The sequence below is a fragment of the Micromonospora lupini str. Lupac 08 genome, assembly GCF_000297395.2.
GTDB lineage: Bacteria > Actinomycetota > Actinomycetes > Mycobacteriales > Micromonosporaceae > Micromonospora > Micromonospora lupini.
In genome coordinates, this window is record NZ_HF570108.1 from 5289673 (window position 1) to 5311526 (window position 21854).

Below are 21854 nucleotides of genomic sequence, written 5' to 3' on the forward strand. Positions count from 1 at the left end.
GATTGGCACCTAGGGTGGCATGCATGGCACTGATTGGCAATCTGCGGCAGCGGCCGGTGCGACGGCTCACCCAGCTCTACGCCGGGCTCCTCCTCTACGGCGTCAGCATGGCCCTGATGATCCGCTCCGACCTGGGCCTCGACCCGTGGGACGTCTTCCACCAGGGGTTGTCCGAGCGGACCGGGCTCTCCTTCGGCACTGTCACCATCGGCGTCGGCGCCCTGGTGCTGCTGCTGTGGATCCCGCTGCGCCAGCGGCCCGGCCTCGGCACCGTCAGCAACGTGGTGGTGATCGGCCTGGTGGTGGACGCCACCCTGGCCCTGCTGCCCACCGGTGGCCCCCTCGGCGTCCGCATCGTTCTGCTGATCACCGGGATCGTCGCCAACGGCGCCGCCACCGCCCTCTATCTCGGCGCCCAGTTGGGTCCCGGCCCACGCGACGGGCTGATGACCGGCTTCGTCGCCCGTCGACCCGGGCTGTCCATCCGCCTGGTGCGCACGGTCATCGAGGTCACCGTTCTCGCGCTGGGCTGGCTGCTCGGCGGCAAGGTCGGCGTGGGCACCGTCGCGTACGCGCTGGCCATCGGCCCGCTGGCCCAGTTCTTCATCCCGCTCGTCGCGGTGCCCGCCCCGGCTGCCACCGCGGGCGACCCGCCGGGCGCCGCTCCCGCCCCGGCCGGCTGAGCGCTCACCTACCGTTCGCGCCTCGGCACCGCGCGGTGGTGGAACGGGCTCGTTGGAGGGTGGGTGTTCCCTTCCGCGACGCTCGCCGTCATCATCTCTGCATGGGGGAGAACGGTTGGCGCTGGAGCGACGCCTGGATCTTCGTGTCGTTGGTGATCGCGAGCGGGGCCGGGCGGCACCGACGGTCCGCGACCAGTCGTCGGCCGGAGGGCGTACGCCTGACCGACGTGCTGTCCACCGCCGACCACCTCAACCGGGCGATTCCGCAGCGGCACGAGGTGGAGGTCGCGGTCCAGCGACTGGTCGGCGCGGGTCTGGTCACCGTCGCGGACGGCTGGTTCCGCATCACCGCGGAGGGTGAGCAGCTCTGGCGGACCCGGCCGCGCGCCGGGGTGGCGACGATGGTGGACACCGTGCAGGGCGTGTTGAGCCGCCGGCACGCGCCGGGTCGGGCCGAGTGGATCCTGGACGAGGCCGAGCACGCGGCGGCCGTGCAGGAGTACGCGGTACGGTCGATCCCCACTCCCCGCCGGTCCTCCGAGGGCCACTCCGGCGGGCACTGAGCGCCCGGAGATCGCAGGCTTCTGGAGACGTTCGGCGTCGCGGACGCGGGCCGGCAGTCAGCAACGCTGGACCGGCGCTGCCGATAGCGGCAGGAGAAGCAGGTGCATGGGTGTTCCGTCGGGCATCGCTGACCCACCGACCTGCTGCCAACCCGCGCGCTGGTAGATGGCGCGGGCGGGTGCTGCCGGGTTGGACGCGAGGGTCGCCCACGGTTCGGACCGCCCGTCGAGGAGCCGGCGCATGAGTTCCGCGCCGATGCCCTCACCCCGCCGATCGGGGTGCACGACCCACTCCATCACCGCGAACTTGTCGGCGTTCCGGACGTGGGCGGGCGGCTCGGTGTCGGCGCGCGTCCACCACCGGCCGGCGGGCATCGTCCACCCATAGGCCGCACCAACCAGTCCGCCCGCGTCGTCGGCGGCGACGAGTGTGAACCCGGGGCGCTGCGTTTCGGCGGGCAAGCCGTTGGCGAACCCGACCACCTGCTCCGGTCCCTCGTTGTACGGCGGCTCCGCGTAGACGACCGCGTACAGGCCGACCAGCGCCGGAAACACAGCGATAGCCGATCCGGGGTTGTGCGCGGTGTACGTCACGGGCATCGCGGGAGACCTTAGGCGTAAACCCGGTCGGCGAGTTCAACGAACGCGGTCCGAGACCGCTCCGTTGTGGGTACGGCGGTCGTGACCTGCGTGGCCACCGACCGCAGCAGGTGGTTGTGCAGGTGGGCTGGGAGCGCATCAAGGGTGTCGGCGGCGTGCCGCAATCCGTCGGGAATGTGCCCGCCACGGATCAGCCGGGCAGCCTGGTGCAGTTGCACCTGCGCACGTAGCCGGGTCTGCGAGGCGGGATACAGGCCGAGGGCCAGATCCTGCGCGACCTCGGCTTCGGCCAGCCGGCCGGCGTGGGTGTACACCCAGGATTCGGTGTGGCGGACCCGATGCTCCGGCCACCCCCACAGCGACTCCACGTCGCTCACGATCAAGGACGGCAACCGCGGAGCGAGGTCGACGAGTTGCCGCACCGTCGCCACCGCCTCCGCATGCCGCCCGGCCAACGAGAGGGCCTGGGCCCGGCCAGCGAGTAGTCCACACGCGGCTGACGTGGCCTGCCGACCCAGCAGGGGCAGCACCTCGTCCGACAGGGCGACGACCGCCGATGGTGGTCGTCCGTCGTAGCAGCCGTTCACCACATCCCAAGCCCGCACCAACACCCGGGTCTCGGTGTCCTCGGACTGGTCGGCGATCCGATGGGCGGTCTGCCACCAGCGCCGACCCATCACGACCTGGCCTGACGCGACAAGGCTCAACGCGACGATGACGGACAGGCGCGCAGCAGCCCGCAGGAGACCAGGTCGACGCGCGCCAGGGTCGGCGGCAATCTGGTGTTGCAGCACCGTCAGGTCGGCACTCAGATGGGCCATCAACGCGGGACGGGGTTGCCGGTAGTAGCCGTGGCCGTAGTCGGCCGCAATCTGGTCCCACTCGTCATGGCCGGGGGTCGCCGCGTCGCTGAGGCCGTGGCGAAGGGCCTCCAATCCAGCCAGGGGCGCGACGGCAGGGGCGGCGGCCAACGCCGTCATGGCACGCAGCATGGTGCGCCGGTGCAGGTCGGTGACACCGGCCCGCTCGCTCCGGTACGCCTCGACGAGCGCGCCGTCGGCGTCCAGTGCCCGGTCGCAGGCCGTGACCAGCGCCTCGGTGGGGCGGCGGTCACCGCGTTCCACCTGAGAGATGTGGCTGTACTGGAAATGGATGATCGCACCGAGCTGTCGCAGGGACAGTTCAGCGTTCTCCCGATGCTGCCTGAGCAGCTTCCCGAAAGCGTCCATCGTCGGCTCCCAGCGTGTGCAGGAACGTGTGCACACCGCGCACGCCTGCCGTATGGGCAGCATATCGGCCACTCTCGGCGTATCAGCCCACCTGGCACAGCAGCTTCCAGCGGGAGTAACGGGAATGGTCGCTCGGTCGGCTGGTGCCCATATCCCCCTGCCTCGGAGCCGAGCATGACCGACAGACTTCATGTGCCTGCGGGCACCCTGCTGCACTTGCTGGCATGGGAGATCACCCCCAATCCCACCAACCGCGACGAACTGGTGTGGACGGTGGTCGTAGACCAGCAGCCGGTCGGCGGCATGGTTCGGATGCGAGGGCACACGTGTGCTGGCCCCGTACCGGGCTGTGCCGGCGGGTGGTGCTTCGAAGCGCAGGTCTCGGTCGCGGCGGTCCGCGCGAACATGGGTGGAGCCCGGTGACTGCACCCGCCGCCGAACTACTGGCCCGCTGGTGGCGGATTCTGGCTGAGCATGAGCAGCGACACGGGCGATGCCCGATCTGCGGCACCCGCGCACGGTGCTGGGAACGGGCGGAAGCGTTCGCGAATCTGATCGCGCACGACGCGTACCAAATGGGCCCACCGTCACCGCGTGCCGAAGCCGGCGGTTCACCGCCAGCCGCGTCCCCAACCTCCATGGCAGAACACCTAGCACGACGGCAGCTTGAGGCCGATCAAGGACCTCGGTGTTTGAGTCGCACGGATCAGGGCCGCAGGCCCGCGTCCTTGAGCCCGCCGATGAATGCCATCCATTGTGGGGCGGTCACGACCAGCGAGGGGCCGCGCGGGTCTTTGGAGTCACGGATACCGACTGCGTGCAAAGCCAAAGCGACCTCGACGCACTGTGCGTTCTCGTTCAGGCTACGGCTGCTCTTGCGCCAGATAGCGGTGGTCAGGAAATCACGGTTCATGTGGTCTCCCTACCACGGGTTGGTGGGTGGCGTTGGTACCAGTCAAGCGTAGGTCACTTGGGACTTGCGTTGAAGCAGGAGACATCGACGACATGGGGGGTACCACGTGCGCGGGGGCGAGGGTGGACCGAGCTGGGGCGTTGGACCGAGCGATAGGGACGTCGACCAGAAGTCGGCTAGCGCACCGGGTGACCGCTGCGGCGCAGCGCGTCCTTGACCTCGCCCACCGTCAGCTCGCCGAAGTGGAAGACGCTCGCGGCGAGCACCGCGTCGGCGCCGGCCCCGATCGCGGGCGGGAAGTGCGCCACCTCGCCGGCCCCACCGCTGGCCACGACCGGCACGTCCACCACGGCCCGCACCGCGCCGATCAGCTCCAGGTCGAAGCCCGCCTTGGTGCCGTCGGCGTCCATCGAGTTGAGCAGGATCTCCCCCGCGCCCAGCTCGGCCACCTGCCGCGCCCAGCGCACCGCGTCGAGGCCGGTGCCGCGCCGACCGCCGTGGGTGGTGACCTCGAACCCGCTGGGCGTGCCGCCGGCCGGGGCACGGCGTACGTCGAGGGAGAGCACGAGCACCTGCCGACCGAACCGGTCGGCGATCTCGGCGATCAGCTCCGGCCGTGCGATGGCGGCGGTGTTCACGCCCACCTTGTCGGCGCCCGCGCGCAGCAGCGTGTCGACGTCGCCGACCTGCCGGACCCCACCGCCGACGGTAAGCGGGATGAAGACCGACTCGGCGGTGCGGCGCACCACGTCGAGCATGGTGCCCCGGTCGCTGGAGGAGGCGGTGACGTCGAGGAAGGTCAGCTCGTCGGCGCCGGCCCGGTCGTACGCGGCGGCCAGCTCCACGGGGTCGCCGGCGTCCCGCAGGTCGAGGAAGTTGACCCCCTTGACCACCCGCCCGGCGTCCACGTCGAGACAGGGGATCACGCGCACCGCCACCGTCATGCCGTCACCCTATCCTCCACGTGAGGCGCGGCGGCCGACCCGACCGGGCCGACCGCCGCGCACCACGCACCGATCACAGACGAACGAGCATCTTGCCCAGGTTCTCGCCGCGCAGCAGGCCGAGGAACGCCGCCGGGGCGTTCTCGATGCCGTCGACGACCGTCTCGTCGTAGGAGAGCGTGCCCTCGCGCAGCCAGCCCGCGACGTCGCGGACGAACGCGTCCCGCAGGTGGTTGTGGTCACGGACCAGGAAGCCGCGCAGGGTGAGCCGCTTGCCGATGACCAGGGACAGGTTGCGGGGCGCGGCGGGCGGCTCGGTGTCGTTGTACTGGGCGATCATGCCGCAGATGGCGGCCCGGCCGTGCAGGTTCATGGCCGAGATCGCCGCCTCCAGGTGGTCGCCGCCGACGTTGTCGAAGTAGACGTCGACGCCGTCCGGGGCGGCGGCCCGCAGCGAGTCGCGGACCGGCCCGTCGTGGTAGTCGAACGCGGCGTCGAAGCCCAGCGCCCGCAGCCGCTCGACCTTGGCGGCCGAGCCGGCGCTGCCGATCACCCGACCCGCGCCCTTCAGCTTGGCGATCTGGCCCACCAGGCTGCCGACCGAGCCGGCCGCGGCGGAGACGAAGACCGTCTCGCCGGGCTTCATCGCGGCGACCTCCAGCAGACCGGCGTACGCGGTCAGCCCGGGCATGCCGAGCACGCTGAGGTACGCGCTGGCCGGGGCGAGGGCCGGGTCGACCTGCCGGGCGGCACCGGCGTCGAGCAGCGCGTACTCCCGCCAGCCCAGCCCGTGCAGGACGGTGTCGCCGACCGCGACGTCGGCCGACTCGCTGGCCACCACCTCGCCGATCGCGGCCCCGTCGAGCGGGGCGTCGAGGGCGAACGGCGGCACGTACGACTTGACGTCGTTCATCCGTCCCCGCATGTACGGGTCGACGGACATGAACTGGTTGCGGACCACGATCTGGCCCGGTCCGGGCGTCGGGACGTCGGTCTCGACGAGTCGGAAGGTGTCCTCGGTGGGCCAGCCCTCGGGGCGGCTCGCCAGGTGGATCTCGCGGTTGCTGGTCATCGGGTGGTCGTCCTCTCGTCCGCGGTCGGGGTCCAGGTCCGCGGGCGTCAGGCGGCCAGGGTCTCGCGGACGGTCAGCGCGACGTCGATGTTGCCGCGGGTGGCGTTGGAGTACGGGCAGACCTGGTGGGCCTGCTCGACGAGCTGCTCGGCGGCGTCGCGGGCGACGGCGGGCAGGTCGACGACGAGCCGCACGGTGAGACCGAAGCCGCCGCTGCCGTTCGGGCCGATGCCGACCTCGGCGGCGACGACGGAGTCGCTCACGTCGGCCTTGGCGCGGCGGGCCACCAGGCGCAGGGCGCTGTGGAAGCAGGCCGCGTAGCCGGCGGCGAAGAGCTGCTCGGGGTTGGCGGCGCCACCCGCGCCACCCATCTCCTTCGGCACCGCCAGGTCGAGCGCGAGGGTGCCGTCGGAGGTCTCGACGTGGCCGTCGCGGCCGTCGCCGGTGGCGGTCGCGGACGCGGTGTAGAGAGCCTGCATGAGAGTCACTGCTCCTTCTGTCGGTGGATGGTGTCGGTGACCCGGGTGAGGGTGTCGCGCAGCGCGACGAGCTCACCGATGCCCAGACCGGTGGCCTGCGCGATCCGCAGCGGGACGTCGCACACCTGCTCCCGCAGCGCCCGGCCCCGCTCGGTGAGGCCCACCTCGACCCGCCGCTCGTCGCGCGCCGACCGCCGCCGCACCACCAGGCCCGCCCCCTCCAGCCGCTTGAGCAGCGGGGAGAGCGTGCCGGAGTCCAACCGCAGCTCGGTGCCCAGCTCGGACACCGTGGGCGCGTCGTCGGGGCGTTCCCAGAGCACCAGCAGCACCAGGTACTGCGGGTAGGTCAGCCCCAACTCGTCGAGGATCGGCCGGTACACGTCGGTCAGGGCGCGCGACGCGGCGTAGAGCGCGAAGCACACCTGTCGGCGCAGCACCAGGTCATCGGTCACCCGTGAACCGTAGCCCGCAATTAAGTTGTGCACAACTTATCGGGCCGCAACGCGACAGTGACGAGGCCCACCGCCGGCTCAGCGGTCGCCGACGTACGCCTCCAACTCCACCTCGACCAGATGCTCCGGATCCAGCAGGCCCGCCACCACCACGAGCGTCGCCACCGGCCGGACCGCACCGAAGACCACGTTGTGCGCCCGACCCACCTCGTCGGCGTGCAGCCGGTCGGTCACGTACATCCGGGTCCGGACGACGTCACCCGGCTCCACGCCCACCTCGGCGAGCGCCGCCAGCCCGATCCGCAACGCCTGGGCGGTCTGCGCGGCGGCGTCCCCGACGTGCACCACCCGGCCGTCCACAGTGGCCGTGCAGCCAGCCGTCAGGGCCAGGTCACCGGCCCGGACCACCCGGGAGTAGCCGTACTGCTGCTCCCACGCACCCCCCGAGCCCAGCCGGGTGACCGTCACGCCTCGGCCAACGTGCGCAACGCCTCGGCCACCGTGAACGCGCCCGCGTACAGCGCCTTGCCGGCGATCACGCCCTCCACGCCCAGCGGCTCCAACGTGGCCAACGCCCGCAGGTCGTCCAGGGTGGACACCCCACCCGAGGCGATCACCGGCCGGTCGGTACGCGCGCACACCTCGCGCAGCAGCTCCAGGTTCGGCCCGCGCATCGTGCCGTCCTTGGTGATGTCGGTGACCACGTACCGCGTGGCGCCCGCCTTGTCCAGGCGCTCCAGCACCTCGTACAGGTCACCGCCGTCACGGGTCCAGCCCCGCGCGGACAGCGTCTGACCGCGTACGTCCAACCCGATGGCGACCCGGTCGCCGTACTCCCCCACCACCCGGTCGCACCACTCCGGGTTCTCCAGAGCGGCGGTGCCGATGTTCACCCGGCTCGCCCCGGTGCCCAGTGCCGCGCGCAGCGACTCGTCGTCACGGATGCCACCGGACAACTCCACCTGTACGTCCAACTGGCGCACCACCTCGGCGAGCAGGTGCGCGTTGGTGCCCCGGCCGAACGCCGCGTCCAGGTCGACCAGGTGGATCCACTCGGCGCCGTCGCGCTGCCACGCCAGCGCCGCGTCCAGAGGCTCGCCGTAGATGCTCTCGCTTCCGACGGCGCCCTGCACGAGCCGGACGGCCCGGCCGTCGGCGACATCCACGGCGGGTAACAGGGTGAGACTCAACGTCTTCTCCTCGATCAGGTACGACGGTCCAGAGCGATCACCACGATCGCCGGCAGTACGAGCAGCAACAGCACGATAAGCGCGACACGCAGCGCCAGATCGTCGACGAACGTCCAGATCAGGATCAGCGCCGCCCCGGTGAGCAGCACGATAGCCGCCCGCTCACCCCGCGTGTGCCGAGCCAGCCGGCCCGTGCGGCCCCGCCGCAACTGTGGCGTCAACCGGCGGACCACCGCGCGGCGGCGCTGCCGACGCGCCACCCGGCGCTGGCGGGCCGCCCGCTCCCGCGCCAGGACCGCCTCACGTTCCGCCCGCCGACGGGCCCGCTCCCGGCTCACCGCGACGCCCGCCCGCCGGACACCGGGCGGTGCCGGCGCTCAGTCACCGGCGGGCAGGGTGGCGAGCCAGTTGCGCAGCAACGCGGCACCGGTGTCGGCGGACTTCTCGGGATGGAACTGCGCCGCCGACAGCGGCCCGCGCTCCACCGCCGCCACGAAGTCGGTGTCGTGGTGGGCAGTCGTCACCACGGCCCCCGCAGCCGCCAACGCCGCCGGCTCACCCATCGCGTACGAGTGCACGAAGTAGAACCGGCTCTGCTCCGGCAACCCGGCGAACAGCACCGACCCCCGGGGCGCGCGGACCGTGTTCCAGCCCATGTGCGGCAGGCGGTGCGCGGCCAACCGGGTCACCCCGCCGGGCAGCAGGCCGAGGCCCTTCGTCACCACCCCGTGCTCCTCGCCGTGCTCGAAGAGCACCTGCATGCCCACGCAGATGCCGAGCACCGGGCGACCCGCGGCCACCCGCTCCGCGATCACCGGGCCGGCGCCGAGCGCCTCGATGCCCGCCATGCACGCCGCGTACGCGCCCACGCCCGGCACCACCAGACCGTCCGCGGCGGCCGCCGCGGCGAGGTCGTCGGTCACCCGGACCGTCGCGCCCGCCGCCGCCAGCGCCCGCTCCGCCGAGCGCAGGTTGCCCGAGCCGTAGTCGAGCACCACCACGTCGGCGGTCACGACCCCGACTCCGGAATCAGCCGGAGCACCCCGGCGGCCGTGGCGAGCAGCGCGAGCAGCGCCGTGATCAGCACGGCGCCCCTCGGCGCGCCCTGCCGGTGCAGCGACCACGCGCCACCCACCAGCACCCCGGCCAGGATCAGCAGCAACGTCGGCAACGCGGCACCCATTAGAGCGCCCCCTTCGTGCTCGGGATCGCGCCCGCCGCCCGGGGGTCGATCGCGGTCGCCTCGCGCAGCGCCCGGGACACCGCCTTGAACTGGGCCTCCACCACGTGGTGCGCGTCCGGGTGTCCACCCGGGCGGGCCGCCCGCAGCACGTCGACGTGCAGGGTGATCCGGGCCGCCTGGCCGAACGACTCCCAGATGTGCCGGGTCATGCTCGTCGGATAGACCGGCCCGATGTACGGCGCCAGCACCGGCTCGTCGTGCACCACGTACGGCCGGCCGGACAGGTCCACCGCGGCCCGGACCAGCACCTCGTCCATCGGGACGGTCGCCGAACCGTACCGTCGGATGCCGGCCTTGTCGCCCAGCGCCTCGTCGAACGCGGCGCCCAGCGCGAGCGCCGTGTCCTCCATCGTGTGGTGCGCGTCGATCTCCAGGTCACCCACGGTGCGCACGGTCAGGTCGTAGCCGCCGTGGCGGGCGATCTGGTTGAGCATGTGGTCGTAGAAGCCCACACCGGTGCTGATCTCGGCGGCGCCGGTGCCGTCGAGGTCGATCTCGACGAGGACCTTGGTCTCCTTGGTGATCCGCTCCACCCGGGCGGTCCGGCTCATGACAGTGTCTCCATCGCAGAAAGGAAGGCGTCGGTCTCGGCGGGCGTGCCGGCGGTCACCCGCAGCCAGCCGGGCAGGCCGACGTCGCGGACCAGCACCCCCTGCGCCAGCAGGGCCCGCCAGGCGGTGGCCTGGTCGCCGCCGGTCTCGAACAGCACGAAGTTGGCGTCGCTGTCGGCCACCCGCAGGCCGCGACCGCGCAGCGTCGCGACGATCCGGTCCCGCTGGGCCATGATCGCGCTCACCGTACCCAGCAGGGCGTCGCGGTGGGCGAGCGCCGCGCGGGCGGCGGCCTGGGTCAGCGCGGACAGGTGGTACGGCAGACGGACCAGCTGCACCGCCCGCACCACCGCCGGGTCGGCGGCCAGGTAGCCCAGCCGGCCACCGGCGAAGCCGAACGCCTTGCTCATCGTGCGGGTGACCACGAGCCGCGGGTGGCCGGGGAGCACCGCGAGGGCGCTCACCGTGCCCGGTCGGGCGAACTCGGCGTACGCCTCGTCGACGACCACCATGCCGGGCGCGACGTCGAGCACCGCGGCGACCACCGCCGGGTCCAGTGCCGTGCCGGTGGGGTTGTTCGGCGAGCAGAGGAAGACCACGTCGGGCCGGTGCTCGCGGACCTGCGCCACCGCCTCGTCGGCGGTCAACCCGAAGTCGACGCCGCGCTGGGCGGGCACCCACCGGGTGCCGGTGCCCAGGGCCAGCAGCGGGTGCATCGAGTACGCCGGCACGAAACCCAACGCGGTGCGCCCCGGCCCACCGAACGCCTGCAGCAGCTGCTGCTGGATCTCGTTGGAGCCGTTGGCCGCCCACACGTGCTCGACGGTCAGGCCGTGCCCGAGATATTCGGCCAGGTCGGCGCGCAGCGCCACCGCGTCCCGGTCCGGATAGCGGTTCAGGTCGCGCAGCTCGGCCGCGAGCGCCTTGCCGATCGCGTCGACGACCGGCTCCGGCACCGGGTAGGAGTTCTCGTTGGTGTTGAGCCGCACCGCCACGTCGAGCTGCGGCGCCCCGTACGGCGACAGCCCGCGCAGGTCGTCGCGGATCGGCAGATCGTCGAGCGAGGTCACGCCAGCCCTCCCGGGAAGCGGGCCTGCACGGCCTGGCCGTGCGCCGGCAGGTCCTCCACGTTCGCAAGGGTGACCACGTGTGGGGCCACCTCGCGCAGCGCCGCCTCGGTGTACTCGATCAGGTGCACGCCGCGCAGGAACGACTGCACCGACAGCCCGGACGAGTGTCGGGCGCAGCCGCCGGTGGGCAGCACGTGGTTGGAGCCCGCGCAGTAGTCGCCGAGCGACACCGGCGACCACGCGCCCACGAAGATCGCTCCGGCGTTGCGCACCCGCAGCGCCCACTCCCGGGCGTCGACCGTCTGGATCTCCAGGTGCTCGGCCGCGTACGCGTCGACCACCCGCAGCCCCGCCTCGAGGTCGTCGACCAGGACCACGCCGCTCTGCTCGCCGGTCAGCGCCGTGGTCACCCGCTCGGCGTGCTTGGTGGCCGGCACCTGCCGGGCCAACTCCCGCTCGACCGCCTCGACGAGGGCCGTCGACGGGGTGACAAGCACGCTCGCCGCGAGCGGGTCGTGCTCGGCCTGACTGATCAGGTCGGCGGCGACGTGCGCCGGGTCGGCGCTGTCGTCGGCCAGGATCGCGATCTCGGTCGGGCCGGCCTCGGCGTCGATGCCGACGACACCGCGCAGCAGCCGCTTGGCGGCGGTCACCCAGATGTTGCCCGGGCCGGTGACCAGGTCGACGGGCTCGCACCGCAGCGCGCCCGACGGGTCCACCGCCGCCCCGTACGCCAGCATCGCCACCGCCTGGGCGCCGCCCACGGCGTACACCTCGTCGACGCCGAGCAGGGCGCACGCGGCGAGCACGCGGGGATCGGGCAGGCCGCCGTTGTCCTTCTGCGGCGGGCTGACCACCACCAGCGAGCGCACCCCGGCCGCCTGGGCCGGCACCACGTTCATCACCACAGTCGACGGGTACATGGCCAGGCCGCCGGGGACGTAGAGGCCGACCCGGTCGACGGGCAGCCACCGCTCGGTGACGGTGCCGCCGGGCACCACCCGGGTCGTGTGGTCGGTGCGCCGCTGGTCGTCGTGCACCCGGCGGGCGCGGGCGATCGACTCCAGCAGCGCGGCGCGCACGGCCGGGTCGAGCACACCCTCGGCCTCGGCGATCGCCTCCACCGGCACCCGCAGCACCTCCGGTGAGATGCCGTCGAACCGTTCACTGGCCTCCCGGATCGCCGGGTACCCATGCTCCCGGACCGCCTCGACGAGCGGCTTGATCCGCTCGACGGCCACCGACACGTCGAGCTGGGCACGGGGCAGCAGGCGGCGCGGGTCACCGAGACCGTCGCGCAGGTCGATCCGATTCAGCACCCTTGCGAGTCTAGGCGGCCCGCCCGGAGCCCACCCCAGCCGCCCGCTCGGCGGGACGGTGAGCCGGGCCACGCCGTCGCGGGCGCGATTGGTTAGGCTCGACCATGTGACCGCACGGCTGCCGGTGTTCCCGCTCGCAACGGTGCTCTTTCCCGGGTTGGTGCTGCCGCTGCACATCTTCGAGGAGCGCTACCGGGCCCTGGTCCGGCACCTGGTCGACCTGCCCGAGGGCGCGTCCCGCGAGTTCGGGGTGGTGGCCATCCAGGCCGGCTGGGAGGTCGCGCCCGCCGGGCCCGGCGGGCGCGCGAGCACCGGCGTCGGTGACGTCACCCTGCACGAGGTGGGCTGCACCGCCGAGCTGCGCCAGGTCACCGAGCTGGCCGACGGCGGCTTCGACATCGTCACTGTCGGCCGGCGCCGGTTCCGGATCGCCGACGTCGACGAGAGCACCGAGCCCTACCTGACCGCCGAGGTCGAGTGGCTGCCCGAGGCTGCCGGGTCGGACGAGGTTGCCGACCTGCTGGCCGCTCGCGTGATCGCGGTGTTCCGGCAGTACCTCGGGTTGATCCGCTCCGACCCGGAGGAGATCTCCGAGCAGCTTCCGGAGGACCCGACGGTGCTGTCCCACCTGGTCGCGGCCACCGCCGCGCTGACGGTGGACGACCGGCAGCGGCTGCTGGCGATCGACGACACCGCCGCCCGGCTCCGCGCCGAGCTGCGGCTGCTCAACCGCGAGGCGGCTCTGCTGCGCCAGGTGCGGGCGGTTCCGGTGCCGCTGTCGGAGCTGGCGTCCCCGCCGACACCCAACTGAACGCCGCCGGGTCCGGCTCCGGCTCCGGCCGCAGGCCCGGCCACCGGGACCAGCCGGCCAGCAGGGTGTACGTGACCGCGGCGCCGAACGCCGGCAGCAGCAGGTTGCCGTGCGGCACCGGCAGCACGCCGAGCAGCCAGTCGACGCCACCGGCGCGCAGGTCGGCGGGTTTGGTGAACGCCTGACCGGCCGGGGCGCTGTCCAGCAGCCGGTCGAAGGTCGCCAGCCCGACCCGACGCCCCACCTGCCAGGCCACCGGCGCGGCGGCCAGCGTGCCGAGCACCGCGGCGAGCAGCCCGACCGGGCCGCGTCGGCGGCGCAGCAGGAACCACAGGGCCAGCGCCGCGAGCACGCCGAAGGCCAGCCCGAGCAGGCTGAACCAGCCGTCCGCGGCGATCGGCTGCTCCGGCTGGGGCTCGGCGTAGATGGCCCCCTCGGCGGTCTTGAGCACCGGGGTGTCCGGCGCGAGCACGGCCCAGAGCAGCCCGAGCGGCGCGCCCAGCACGGCCAGGGCGAGCACGGCCCCGAGCACCGTCGCCACCGTCCGCAGCGGCCGGCGCGGCTCGTCGGGGGCCAGCTCCGCCTCGCCGGGGTACGCCGTCGCGGCAGAATATTCGCCGGGGTACGCCGTCGCGGCAGGACCCTCGCCCGGGTACCCCGTCGCGGCGGGATACTCGCCGGGGCCGAACCCGGTCGGCGGCGCGGCTGGTGGCGGCACGGCCGACGCGCTCTCCGCCGGTGCCGCACCCGAGGATGGGGGTGGGGCGGGCCGGTCGGCGTCGTCGACGTGCCGCTCAGGGTCGGGGTTGTCCGGGCTCACCCGATGATCCTCTCAGGCCCCGCGACGGGCCGGGGTGCCGGTGGCGGCGAACCAGCTCACCGGGCGAACGGCTCCGCCATGGCCGCGGCGGCCCGCAGCCACGCCTGCCGGGTCTCCGGCTGGAGCTGGTGGTACTCGATCGACGAGCCGGTCTCCAACGCCGGGTCGTACGGCACCACGGCCACCGCGCGGGTACGCGTGGCGAAGTGCCGCTCCAGGTCGTCCTGCAGTGGTGAGCGGCCGGGGGTGGGGCAGGAGATGAGGGTGACCGCGTTGTCGGCCAGTTCGCCCATGCCCTCCTCGTGCAGCAGGTCGAGCATCCAGTCGGCGCTGAACGCCGCGTCCTCACGGGGCACGGTGGTCACGACAAGCTGGTCGGCGGCCTGCATCACGGTGCGCCAGTTGGCGCTCTCCACGTTGTTGCCGGTGTCCACACAGACCACGTCGTGCGTACGCCGCAACAGCTCGAGCACCCGCTTGACGGTGAACTGGTCGAGTCGCTGGGCGAAGCGCGGGCTCTCCTCGCCGGCGAGGACGTCGTACGAGCCGTCGGAGGCGTGCCGCAGGTAGTCGTCCAGCCGCTCCAGCAGGGTGGCGTCCTCCAGGATCTCGATCTGGGCCAGGTCGCTGATCAGGTGCCGGATGGTGCGCGCGTGCCGGGCGCTGCCGGCGCGCAGCCCCAGGGTGCCGCGCAGCTCGTTGTCGTCCCAGGCGAGCACGCCCCGCCCCCGGACGCTGCCGACGGTGGCGGCGGCCAGCACCGTGGCGGTGGTCTTGTGCACCCCGCCCTTGGGGTTGGCGAAGGCGAACACGCGTGGCGTGCCCAGGTCGCGGCGGAGCACGCCGGTGGCGCGTTCCAGCTCCTGGTCGACGCCCTGCGGCCGCCACTCGATCCGGGCGGGGTAGCCGCGCTCGGCGATGGCCGAGCCCGGTGGCGGCGTGACGGGCGGGGCGGGCGGCGGGGTGACCGGTGGCGGCGCGACAGGTGGCGGCGCGACAGGTGGCGGCGCGACAGCCGGGACCGGCGGGGTCACCGGCGGCGCCTGTGTCGGGTAGCCGGTCTCCGGCTGGTAACCGGTCTCCAGCAGCGCGTACCGGGACTCCCCCGCCGGGTTGCCCTGCCGGTAGCCGTTGTCCAGGAGGGCGTAGCGCGACTCCGGCTCGGCCCGGCGCGACGACGGCTCGGGCTCGCCCTGGTAACCCGGGTCGGCGCGGTAGGTCGGCTCGGCCTGGTAACCGGGGTCGGCGCGGTACGTCGGCTCGGCCCGGTAGCCCGGGTCGGCGCGGTAGGTCGGCTCGGCGCGATAGTCCGGCTCGGCCCGGTACGCGGGCTCCGCGCGGTAGTCCGGCTCCGCGCGGTAGTCCGGCTCGGACCGGTACGCCGGCTCGGCGCGGTAGTCCGGCTCCGCCCGGTACGCCGGCTCGGCGCGATAGTCCGGCTCGGCCCGGTACGCCGGCTCCGCCCGGTAGTCCGGCTCGGCCCGGTACGCCGGCTCCGCCCGGTAGTCCGGCTCCGCCCGGTACCCCGGCTCGGCACGGTAGGCGGGGTCGACCCGGTAGGTCGCCTCGGCCCGGTAAGCGGGCTCCTGGCCGTACGACAGATCGGCCGGATGCCCGATGGCCGACGCCCGCCCCGCGTAGCCGTTGGGGGCCGCGCGCCGCGGCAGTGGATCCGGCGGCGCCTCGTCGGCCCGGCGCTCGGGCTCGGGCTGCTCAGCGGCCCGGCCGCCCAGCCGGGCACGGTCCAGCAATGCCCGCCACCTCGGCGCTGGTTCGGCCGGCCGGCCCCAGCCGGTCTCACTGCCCTCCACGGCCCGCCCTCCCAGCACCATCGATCTCTGTCTGACAGGCTACGAACCAAACCCTATTCGGACCACACCTGAGCACGCACACCACCCGGCGCAGATCACGACGGGGACGGCGGCAGCAACCCGACGCCTGTCGCGTCCGGGGAGGTGGTGACACTCGGCGGGGCCGCCTCGGTGGGCTCGACCGAGGGCGACTCGGGTGACGGAATTGTTACGAGCGGTGCGGGTTCCGACGATTCGCCCATCGGCACCGGCGGCCTGGGCGTGCTCGGCGTGCTCGGCGCGCTCGGCGTCGACCATCCGCTCGCCACCGGCGTCGGCTCGGGACCGGGCCCGGTGTCGGCCGGCGGGCGGACCACGTCGTGCTGCTCGGGCAGCGGCGGGTTGAAGACCGTGCGGTCGAGTCGGTACACCTCGGGCGCCGGGTCGACGGCCCGCACGTCCGGGCGGGAGGCGACGCCCCGCAGCACCTCCGGCGCCGCGCGCACCACCGCCGCGTAGACGCAGGCGCAGCCGGTGCGGTACGCCGCCGCCTCGGCGCTCGCCACGTCGGCGTCGGTGGCGTACCGCTCCCGCAGCTCGCGGTCGGCGGCGCCGTCGCCGCGCACCCCGGCGGCCCTGGCCCGGTAGTCGGCGGCCTCGCCGTCCTTGCGGGTGGCCACCTGCGCCATGCCGGCGACCACGTCGTCCGGCACGCGCAGCGCGGGGATCCGGACGATCTCGGTCTGCCGGCCGGGCAGCGGCACCCGCCCGAAGACCGTCGAGACCGACACGTCGCCGAGCACCGCGGTCAGTCGCTGCGGCGGCAGGTACGCGTCGAGCACGACCAGGGCGTACGTCCCGTCCCCGGTGGCCGGGGCGGTCGGGCTCAGCGCGGCCAGGTCGGCAGCTGCCGAGCGCAGGTAGCCGGGGACGGAGTCGCCGTCGGCCACCCCGACGCGGGTCACCTCGCCCACCGTCCGGTCGCCCACCGGCGCGTCGTCCGCGGCCCACACGGCGGTGCCCAGCACCGCCGCCGCGGAGAGCACGGCGGCCCAGGTGAGCACCCCGGACCGCCCCGACCGGTCACCGAGACGGGCCACCGCCCGGGTCAGCGGCGGCAGCAGCCGTTGGTCCAGCTGCCGCAGCAGGTCGCCGGCGCGCACGGGCGGGATCCCCTCGTCGGATCGTCGTCGGGTGGTCGCCGCTCAGTCACGCAGGATCTCAAGCGCACGTTCCAGATCGTCAGGGTAGTCGCTGACGAACCGGACCTCGTCCCCCGAACGGGGGTGCACAAAGCTCAGTTCGCGGGCGTGCAGCCACTGTCGGGCCAGGCCGAGACGGGCCGAGAGGGTGGGGTCGGCGCCGTACGTGAGGTCACCCACACAGGGGTGCCGCAGCGTGGAGAAGTGCACCCGGATCTGGTGCGTCCGGCCGGTCTCCAGCCGGACGTCGACCAGGCTTGCCGCCGGGAACGCCTCAAGCGTGTCGTAGTGGGTGATGCTCGGCTTGCCGCCGGACACCACCGCCCAGCGGTAGTCGTGGGTGGGGTGCCTGTCGATCGGCGCGTCCACGGTGCCCCGCAGCGGGTCCAGGTGCCCCTGCACCACCGCGTGGTAGCCCTTGTCCACCTCGCGGTACTTGAAGGCCCGCTTCAGCGCCGTGTACGCCTGCTCGCTCTTGGCCACCACCATGATCCCCGTGGTGCCCACGTCGAGGCGGTGCACCACGCCCTGCCGCTCGGCGGCGCCGCTCGTGGAGATGCGGTGCCCGATCGCGGCGAGGGCGCCGATCACGCTCGGGCCGGTCCACCCCGGGCTGGGATGCGCGGCCACGCCCACCGGCTTGTCCACCACCACGATGTCGTCGTCGGCGTACACGACGCGCAGGCCGGGAACCGCCTGCGGCACCACGGTCGGCGGGGCGACCGGGGCGGGCAGCGTGACGTCCAGCCAGGAGCCGGCCTTGACCTTGTGGGAGTTGGGTCGGGCAGCGCCGTCGACGAGGGCGTCGCCCGCGTCGACAAGTGCGGCGGCGGCGGTACGGGAGAGGCCGAACAGCCGGGACACCGCCTGGTCCAGGCGCATGCCGTCGAGACCGTCGGGCACGGGCAGCGAACGGTGGTCGCCACCGGAGGCGAATGTGGAGGTCATGCCCGCTCCCTCTGCTCGGCGTCGGCGGTGGCGCCCGCGTCGGCGGAGGCGCCGTCACGGCCGGCCCGGCGGCCGTCCCGCTGACGACCGGTCAGCTCGAGCAGCACGGCCAGCAGCACACCGCAGACCAGCGAGCTGTCGGCCAGGTTGAACACCGGGAAGTACTCGCCGTACGGCCCGAAGACGCTGATCATGTCGACCACGTGGCCGTGGAACGGGGAGGGCGCCCGGAAGATCCGGTCCATCAGGTTGCCCAGCGCGCCACCGAGCACCAGGCCGAGGGAGATCGCCCACGGCAGGGACCGCAGCCGCAGCGCCATCCAGACGATCCAGCCGACCACACCGATGGTGATCAGCGGAAACACCCAGGTGTAGTCCGCTCCGATGCTCCACGCGGCGCCGCTGTTGCGGGTCAGGCTGAAGTAGACCAGCCCACCCAGGACCCGGACCGGCTCCCGGTCGGTGAGGGCGGCAAGCGCGAGGTGCTTGGTCACCAGGTCGGCCACCAGGGCCACCAGTGCCACCCCGGCGAGGATCGCGACAGCCCGGGGCCGGGGCTTACCGCCGCCCGGGTCGGTACGGCCGGGGTCGGCGGGCGGTGCTGCGGTCATGCGCTCCCCATCGAGGTGTCTCGGCGGTGATCGCTCACCGTCTCATCGCAGACGGGGACCGGGCCTCAGCGCCGCTCCTCCAACTGCTTGCACGTCACACACAGGGTGGCCGACGGGAAGGCGGCGAGGCGCTCGACCGGGATCGGGTTGCCGCACCGCTCGCACCAGCCGTAACCACCCTCGTCGAGGCGCTCCAGGGCGCGCTCGACCTGCGTGATCCGTTCCAGAATGCTGTTGGCGAGAGAGATCTCCTGCTCCCGCTCGAACGTCTTGGTGCCGGTGTCGGCCTGGTCGTCCCCGGCCGAGTCCGTCAACCGATCGCGCTGCAGCTCGGTGATCTCGCTCAGCGTCTGATCGTACTCGGCGCGCAGCTCGTCCCGTCGCGCCGCCAGCGCCGCCCGGATCTTCTCGGTCTCCGCCGCGCTGCGGGTGGCCTTGGCCACCGGCTTGCGGCCGGCGGTCCTGGTGTCGGCTGGCTTCGCCATGGGTCGCTCCCTCGGCCGCGGAGCCGCGCGGTCGCGGCACCTGGTCAGGGGCGCCGACGAAGGCGGCCCCCACAGTACGAAAACGGGCGCACGGCGACGATGGCCGCGCACTCCGGAGGTTGGCAAGAATACGGAACGTACAGGCGTCCGACAACGTGGCGCACCGTCGTACCGCTCAACAGCCCCGAGCCCTGCCTAACTGGGGCAAAGGGAACGCTAGCAGATCAACCGACCGCCTCATCCCCGTACTCGCCAAACCATCGGGCCAGCCGACCCCGTCGGCTGACCGCCCGCAACCGCCGTTCGGCGGCGTCGCGTACCCCACCGGTGGCGACGATCAGCAGGCTGTCGCCCGTTTTCAGCCGGGTGTCCGGGCCGGGCACGAAACCCACCCCGTCGCGCAGCACCAGGGTCACCGAGGCGCCCACCGGCAGCCGCAGCTCGTCGACGTGCACGCCGGCCAGCCGCGAGCCCGGAGGCACCTCAAGTTGGAGCAGATCGGCCCGCATCCGCTCCAGCGGCGCGGTCTCCACGTGGAGCTCGGTGGCCTCGGCCGGCGCGGTGGTCCCCAGCCGGCGGGCGAACGGACCGAGAGTGCTGGTCTGCACCAGCGTGAAGATCACCACCAGTACGAAGACCGCGTCGAAGAGGCGCTCCGCGCCCGGCACCCGCTCGGAGAGCGGAATGGTGGCCAGCACGATCGGCACCGCCCCGCGCAGCCCGGCCCAGGACAGGAACGCCTGCTCGCGCAGGCCGACCCGGAACGGCAGCGCCGACACGGCCACCGACAGCGGCCGGGCCAGCAGCACCAGCGCCAGACCGGCGACCACCGCCGGCAGCACCGCCGCGTCCAACCGGCCCGGCGAGACCAGCAACCCGAGCAGCACGAACAGCCCGATCTGGGCGAGCCACGCCAGCCCGTCGGCGAAGCCGAGGATCGCCCGCCGGTGCGACAGCCGGGCGTTGCCCAGCAGCACCCCGGCAACGTAGACGGCGAGGAAGCCCGAGGCGTGCAGCACGGCGCCGGCGGCGTACGCCAGGACGGTGATACCCACCGCCGCGATCGGGTACAGCCCGGCGGACGGCAGCGCCGCCCGGCGCAGCGCCCACGTGCCGGCGACGCCCGCACCCACGCCCACCGCCGCGCCGACGCCCAGCTCGTAACAGACCAGACCGACCTCGTACCACCACGGATGCGACCAGCCCGCGTGCGACAGCAGCACCACCAGCAGCACCACCGGGGCGTCGTTCATGCCCGACTCGGCCTCCAGCGTGGCCGTCAGCCGCGGCGGCAGCCGCAGCCGTCGCAGGGTGGCGAACACGGCCGCCGCGTCGGTGGAGGACAGCACCGCGCCGTAGAGCAACGCCAACCGCCAGTCCAGACCCAACAACAGGTGTACGGCGATGCCGACCACCACGATGCTGACGACCACGCCGACCGTGGAGAGCGCGGACGCCAGCCCGAGAACCGGGCGCAGCGCGCTCCACCGGGCGGTCAGGCCACCCTCGGCGATGATCACGATCAGCGCGCAGAAGCCGAGGGTGCGGGTCAGCTCGACGTCGTCGAAGCGGATACCCAGCCCGGCCTCGCCGATGGCCACACCCAACGCCAGGTAGACCAGCAGGCTGGGCACCCCGAGGCGACTGGAGAGCCGGACGGCGCCGACCGCCACCAGCAGCACCGCCGCACCGACCAGCAGCGCGATATCCAGCCCGGGCGTCACGGTTGCCGAGCCCGGGCGGTCCTCACCCTGCGGATCCGTCGCGCAGTCGGTGCAGCACGTCGGTCAGCCCGGGGCCCGGCCGGTCGACGAGGAACAGCTTGTCCCGGCTTGTCGCGCCGGTGCGCAGCGACACCGTGGCCGCCCGGACACCCAACGCGTCGGCGAGGGCACGGCGGGCGGCCTCGGTCGCCCGGCCGTCCACCGCCGGAGCGTGGACCGCGATCACCAGGGCGGGACCGTGCGGGCCGTCGAAGCGGCCACCGACGGTGTTCCGGGGGGCGCCGGGCTTCACCCGCACCGCCACGGTGAACGCGTCCTGCGGGGGCACCGGCACCGCGCTCAGATCGGCCGGGCATCGGTGAGCAGGGCGGTGGCCGGCGCACACGCCGCGCACGGCGTGAAGCCCAGCTCGACGGCCTCGGCGACCGGAAGGGGCTCGGGCACCCGGCCGGCCAGGTGCGGGCACCCGGCCAGGTGGTAGCGGGGCCGCCCGTCCACCACCACGACGGGGTCGGGCAGTCGGGAGACCCGGGCCGCCTCGGCAGGGGTGATCGGTTGCTCGGCCGGCTCGTCGGCCAGCGCGTCGACAGCCGCCGCGTCGGAGGAGTATGCCTCGTCGCCCCGCGCCACGAAGGGCGATGCCGGGCTGACGGGCGAGAAGCGTGAGCCGTCGGCCGGGGGCACGAACGGTGCCTCGGGCTCGAACGGCGAGGCCGCGTCGTGCGGTGGCCACGCGTCCGACGGCGGCGCCTCGTCGGGGTCGGACGGCGGCTCGGGTGGTTGCCGCCACCCGGTGCCGCCGTTACCGACCGTCGAAGGTACGTGCTGGACCGGCACGTCCGGCTCGGCCAGCGGTGGACCGTACGCGAACCCCGGCTCGGCCTGGCTGGCCCTGCGGAATGTCGCGCGGTCCCGTGGACCGGGCCGACCGGGATCCGCCGTCGCGCGGTTGGCGGCTGCCTGGCGGGCGCCCGCCACCAACGCCACGGCGGCCAGCAGACTGGCCGCGATGGAGATGGTCAACAGAATGCTGGAGCCACCGGCCAGACCGAACACCAGCAGCACCACGGCGACGAGGATGAGCAGAAGACTCGCAACTATCACGGCTCACCCCCGCCGCGTCGTACCGTCCAGGCAGGGCCGGCGACCGTCACC

Annotated in this window: 28 protein-coding genes; 4 read left to right on the forward strand and 24 right to left on the reverse strand. The window is 73.5% G+C overall.

What is annotated here, in order from left to right; all coding sequences use genetic code 11:
• Positions 1-23 precede the first annotated feature (23 nt).
• Both yczE and MILUP08_RS25105 read left to right on the forward strand, forming a co-directional pair.
• A complete protein-coding gene (gene yczE, locus MILUP08_RS25100; protein ID WP_007462952.1) occupies positions 24-683 on the forward strand; it encodes a membrane protein YczE in 660 nt (219 codons plus the stop codon).
• Between the two features lie 101 nt (positions 684-784).
• Positions 785-1246, forward strand: coding sequence for a hypothetical protein (locus MILUP08_RS25105; protein WP_007462954.1), 462 nt, complete (start codon positions 785-787; stop codon positions 1244-1246).
• A gap of 57 nt (positions 1247-1303) precedes the next feature.
• Here MILUP08_RS25105 and MILUP08_RS25110 read toward each other — a convergent pair whose 3' ends face one another.
• Positions 1304-1846: a GNAT family N-acetyltransferase gene (locus tag MILUP08_RS25110; RefSeq protein WP_007462956.1), complete on the reverse strand. Its 543-nt coding sequence runs from the start codon at positions 1844-1846 to the stop codon at positions 1304-1306.
• Positions 1847-1857: 11 nt separating this feature from the next.
• Complete coding sequence (locus tag MILUP08_RS25115; protein ID WP_007462958.1) at positions 1858-3075, reverse strand: helix-turn-helix domain-containing protein; 1218 nt, start codon at positions 3073-3075, stop codon at positions 1858-1860.
• A 174-nt stretch (positions 3076-3249) separates the two neighbouring features.
• Between MILUP08_RS25115 and MILUP08_RS35530 the strand changes: the two genes are divergently transcribed.
• The gene (locus MILUP08_RS35530) at positions 3250-3498 is read left to right on the forward strand and encodes a hypothetical protein (protein ID WP_007462960.1); all 249 of its coding nucleotides are present in this window, start codon (positions 3250-3252) and stop codon (positions 3496-3498) included.
• Positions 3499-3781: 283 nt separating this feature from the next.
• Here the strand turns inward: MILUP08_RS35530 and MILUP08_RS25120 are convergent, their stop codons facing one another.
• From MILUP08_RS25120 to hisD, 13 genes are all read right to left on the reverse strand, one after another.
• Complete coding sequence (locus MILUP08_RS25120; RefSeq protein WP_007462963.1) at positions 3782-3988, reverse strand: DUF397 domain-containing protein; 207 nt, start codon at positions 3986-3988, stop codon at positions 3782-3784.
• Between the two features lie 176 nt (positions 3989-4164).
• Positions 4165-4932 carry an imidazole glycerol phosphate synthase subunit HisF gene (gene hisF / locus MILUP08_RS25125; RefSeq protein WP_007462965.1) on the reverse strand — a complete coding sequence of 256 codons (768 nt, stop codon included), beginning with the start codon at positions 4930-4932 and terminating at the stop codon, positions 4165-4167.
• A gap of 73 nt (positions 4933-5005) precedes the next feature.
• The gene (locus MILUP08_RS25130) at positions 5006-6004 is read right to left on the reverse strand and encodes an NADP-dependent oxidoreductase (RefSeq protein ID WP_007462967.1); all 999 of its coding nucleotides are present in this window, start codon (positions 6002-6004) and stop codon (positions 5006-5008) included.
• Positions 6005-6051: 47 nt separating this feature from the next.
• A complete protein-coding gene (locus tag MILUP08_RS25135) occupies positions 6052-6483 on the reverse strand; it encodes an organic hydroperoxide resistance protein (protein ID WP_039906621.1) in 432 nt (143 codons plus the stop codon).
• 5 nt (positions 6484-6488) lie between these two features.
• The gene (locus MILUP08_RS25140) at positions 6489-6935 is read right to left on the reverse strand and encodes a MarR family winged helix-turn-helix transcriptional regulator (protein ID WP_039906623.1); all 447 of its coding nucleotides are present in this window, start codon (positions 6933-6935) and stop codon (positions 6489-6491) included.
• Positions 6936-7013: 78 nt separating this feature from the next.
• Complete coding sequence (locus MILUP08_RS25145; protein ID WP_007462975.1) at positions 7014-7403, reverse strand: RidA family protein; 390 nt, start codon at positions 7401-7403, stop codon at positions 7014-7016.
• A complete protein-coding gene (gene priA, locus MILUP08_RS25150) occupies positions 7400-8125 on the reverse strand; it encodes a bifunctional 1-(5-phosphoribosyl)-5-((5-phosphoribosylamino)methylideneamino)imidazole-4-carboxamide isomerase/phosphoribosylanthranilate isomerase PriA (RefSeq protein ID WP_007462977.1) in 726 nt (241 codons plus the stop codon). Before priA ends, MILUP08_RS25145 begins: the two co-directional genes overlap by 4 nt.
• 14 nt (positions 8126-8139) lie before the next feature.
• Positions 8140-8463, reverse strand: a complete 324-nt coding sequence (locus tag MILUP08_RS25155; protein ID WP_007462979.1) for a hypothetical protein — start codon at positions 8461-8463, stop codon at positions 8140-8142.
• Between the two features lie 39 nt (positions 8464-8502).
• Positions 8503-9138 carry an imidazole glycerol phosphate synthase subunit HisH gene (gene hisH, locus MILUP08_RS25160; protein WP_007462981.1) on the reverse strand — a complete coding sequence of 212 codons (636 nt, stop codon included), beginning with the start codon at positions 9136-9138 and terminating at the stop codon, positions 8503-8505.
• On the reverse strand, positions 9135-9308 hold the full coding sequence (locus tag MILUP08_RS36105) for a hypothetical protein (RefSeq protein WP_007462983.1): 174 nt from the start codon (positions 9306-9308) through the stop codon (positions 9135-9137). The genes hisH and MILUP08_RS36105 overlap by 4 nt, the downstream gene beginning before the upstream one ends.
• On the reverse strand, positions 9308-9919 hold the full coding sequence (hisB, locus tag MILUP08_RS25165) for an imidazoleglycerol-phosphate dehydratase HisB (RefSeq protein ID WP_007462985.1): 612 nt from the start codon (positions 9917-9919) through the stop codon (positions 9308-9310). The genes MILUP08_RS36105 and hisB overlap by 1 nt, the downstream gene beginning before the upstream one ends.
• Entirely contained in the window at positions 9916-10989 is a 1074-nt protein-coding gene (locus tag MILUP08_RS25170) for a histidinol-phosphate transaminase (protein ID WP_007462988.1), read from the reverse strand. The genes hisB and MILUP08_RS25170 overlap by 4 nt, the downstream gene beginning before the upstream one ends.
• Positions 10986-12308 (reverse strand): histidinol dehydrogenase, encoded by a 1323-nt coding sequence (hisD, locus tag MILUP08_RS25175; protein ID WP_007462990.1) that lies wholly within the window; start codon positions 12306-12308, stop codon positions 10986-10988. The genes MILUP08_RS25170 and hisD overlap by 4 nt, the downstream gene beginning before the upstream one ends.
• A gap of 106 nt (positions 12309-12414) precedes the next feature.
• On the opposite strand from hisD, the gene MILUP08_RS25180 reads away from it, so the two are divergent.
• Positions 12415-13119 carry an LON peptidase substrate-binding domain-containing protein gene (locus MILUP08_RS25180; RefSeq protein ID WP_007462992.1) on the forward strand — a complete coding sequence of 235 codons (705 nt, stop codon included), beginning with the start codon at positions 12415-12417 and terminating at the stop codon, positions 13117-13119.
• On the opposite strand, the gene MILUP08_RS25185 is transcribed toward MILUP08_RS25180, so the two are convergent.
• From MILUP08_RS25185 to MILUP08_RS25225, 9 genes are all read right to left on the reverse strand, one after another.
• Complete coding sequence (locus MILUP08_RS25185) at positions 13034-13939, reverse strand: DUF2567 domain-containing protein (RefSeq protein ID WP_007462994.1); 906 nt, start codon at positions 13937-13939, stop codon at positions 13034-13036. The genes MILUP08_RS25180 and MILUP08_RS25185 overlap by 86 nt on opposite strands.
• Before the next feature lie 56 nt (positions 13940-13995).
• On the reverse strand, positions 13996-15750 hold the full coding sequence (locus MILUP08_RS25190) for a MinD/ParA family ATP-binding protein (protein WP_007462996.1): 1755 nt from the start codon (positions 15748-15750) through the stop codon (positions 13996-13998).
• Between the two features lie 95 nt (positions 15751-15845).
• Positions 15846-16892 carry a hypothetical protein gene (locus MILUP08_RS25195; protein ID WP_007462998.1) on the reverse strand — a complete coding sequence of 349 codons (1047 nt, stop codon included), beginning with the start codon at positions 16890-16892 and terminating at the stop codon, positions 15846-15848.
• 42 nt (positions 16893-16934) lie between these two features.
• The gene (locus tag MILUP08_RS25200) at positions 16935-17879 is read right to left on the reverse strand and encodes an RluA family pseudouridine synthase (RefSeq protein WP_007463000.1); all 945 of its coding nucleotides are present in this window, start codon (positions 17877-17879) and stop codon (positions 16935-16937) included.
• The gene (lspA, locus tag MILUP08_RS25205) at positions 17876-18490 is read right to left on the reverse strand and encodes a signal peptidase II (protein WP_007463002.1); all 615 of its coding nucleotides are present in this window, start codon (positions 18488-18490) and stop codon (positions 17876-17878) included. Before lspA ends, MILUP08_RS25200 begins: the two co-directional genes overlap by 4 nt.
• A gap of 65 nt (positions 18491-18555) precedes the next feature.
• Positions 18556-18975: a TraR/DksA family transcriptional regulator gene (locus MILUP08_RS25210; protein ID WP_007463005.1), complete on the reverse strand. Its 420-nt coding sequence runs from the start codon at positions 18973-18975 to the stop codon at positions 18556-18558.
• 224 nt (positions 18976-19199) lie between these two features.
• Positions 19200-20699, reverse strand: coding sequence for a potassium/proton antiporter (locus MILUP08_RS25215; protein ID WP_007463008.1), 1500 nt, complete (start codon positions 20697-20699; stop codon positions 19200-19202).
• A 22-nt stretch (positions 20700-20721) separates the two neighbouring features.
• Positions 20722-21033, reverse strand: a complete 312-nt coding sequence (locus MILUP08_RS25220; protein ID WP_007463011.1) for a DUF167 domain-containing protein — start codon at positions 21031-21033, stop codon at positions 20722-20724.
• Between the two features lie 5 nt (positions 21034-21038).
• Positions 21039-21803 (reverse strand): hypothetical protein, encoded by a 765-nt coding sequence (locus MILUP08_RS25225; RefSeq protein ID WP_007463013.1) that lies wholly within the window; start codon positions 21801-21803, stop codon positions 21039-21041.
• Positions 21804-21854: the final 51 nt, after the last annotated feature.

Excerpts from the sequence above, each read along its gene's own strand:
- MILUP08_RS25115 (WP_007462958.1), bottom strand. The coding sequence starts at position 3,075 with ATGGACGCTTTCGGGAAGCTGCTCAGGCAGCATCGGGAGAACGCTGAA.
- hisF (WP_007462965.1), bottom strand. The coding sequence starts at position 4,932 with ATGACGGTGGCGGTGCGCGTGATCCCCTGTCTCGACGTGGACGCCGGG.
- MILUP08_RS35530 (WP_007462960.1), top strand. The coding sequence starts at position 3,250 with ATGACCGACAGACTTCATGTGCCTGCGGGCACCCTGCTGCACTTGCTG.
- MILUP08_RS25120 (WP_007462963.1), bottom strand. The coding sequence starts at position 3,988 with ATGAACCGTGATTTCCTGACCACCGCTATCTGGCGCAAGAGCAGCCGT.
- MILUP08_RS25210 (WP_007463005.1), bottom strand. The coding sequence starts at position 18,975 with ATGGCGAAGCCAGCCGACACCAGGACCGCCGGCCGCAAGCCGGTGGCC.
- yczE (WP_007462952.1), top strand. The coding sequence starts at position 24 with ATGGCACTGATTGGCAATCTGCGGCAGCGGCCGGTGCGACGGCTCACC.
- MILUP08_RS25200 (WP_007463000.1), bottom strand. The coding sequence starts at position 17,879 with ATGACCTCCACATTCGCCTCCGGTGGCGACCACCGTTCGCTGCCCGTG.
- MILUP08_RS25130 (WP_007462967.1), bottom strand. The coding sequence starts at position 6,004 with ATGACCAGCAACCGCGAGATCCACCTGGCGAGCCGCCCCGAGGGCTGG.
- MILUP08_RS36105 (WP_007462983.1), bottom strand. The coding sequence starts at position 9,308 with ATGGGTGCCGCGTTGCCGACGTTGCTGCTGATCCTGGCCGGGGTGCTG.
- hisB (WP_007462985.1), bottom strand. The coding sequence starts at position 9,919 with ATGAGCCGGACCGCCCGGGTGGAGCGGATCACCAAGGAGACCAAGGTC.
- lspA (WP_007463002.1), bottom strand. The coding sequence starts at position 18,490 with ATGACCGCAGCACCGCCCGCCGACCCCGGCCGTACCGACCCGGGCGGC.
- MILUP08_RS25105 (WP_007462954.1), top strand. The coding sequence starts at position 785 with ATGGGGGAGAACGGTTGGCGCTGGAGCGACGCCTGGATCTTCGTGTCG.
- MILUP08_RS25135 (WP_039906621.1), bottom strand. The coding sequence starts at position 6,483 with ATGCAGGCTCTCTACACCGCGTCCGCGACCGCCACCGGCGACGGCCGC.
- MILUP08_RS25110 (WP_007462956.1), bottom strand. The coding sequence starts at position 1,846 with ATGCCCGTGACGTACACCGCGCACAACCCCGGATCGGCTATCGCTGTG.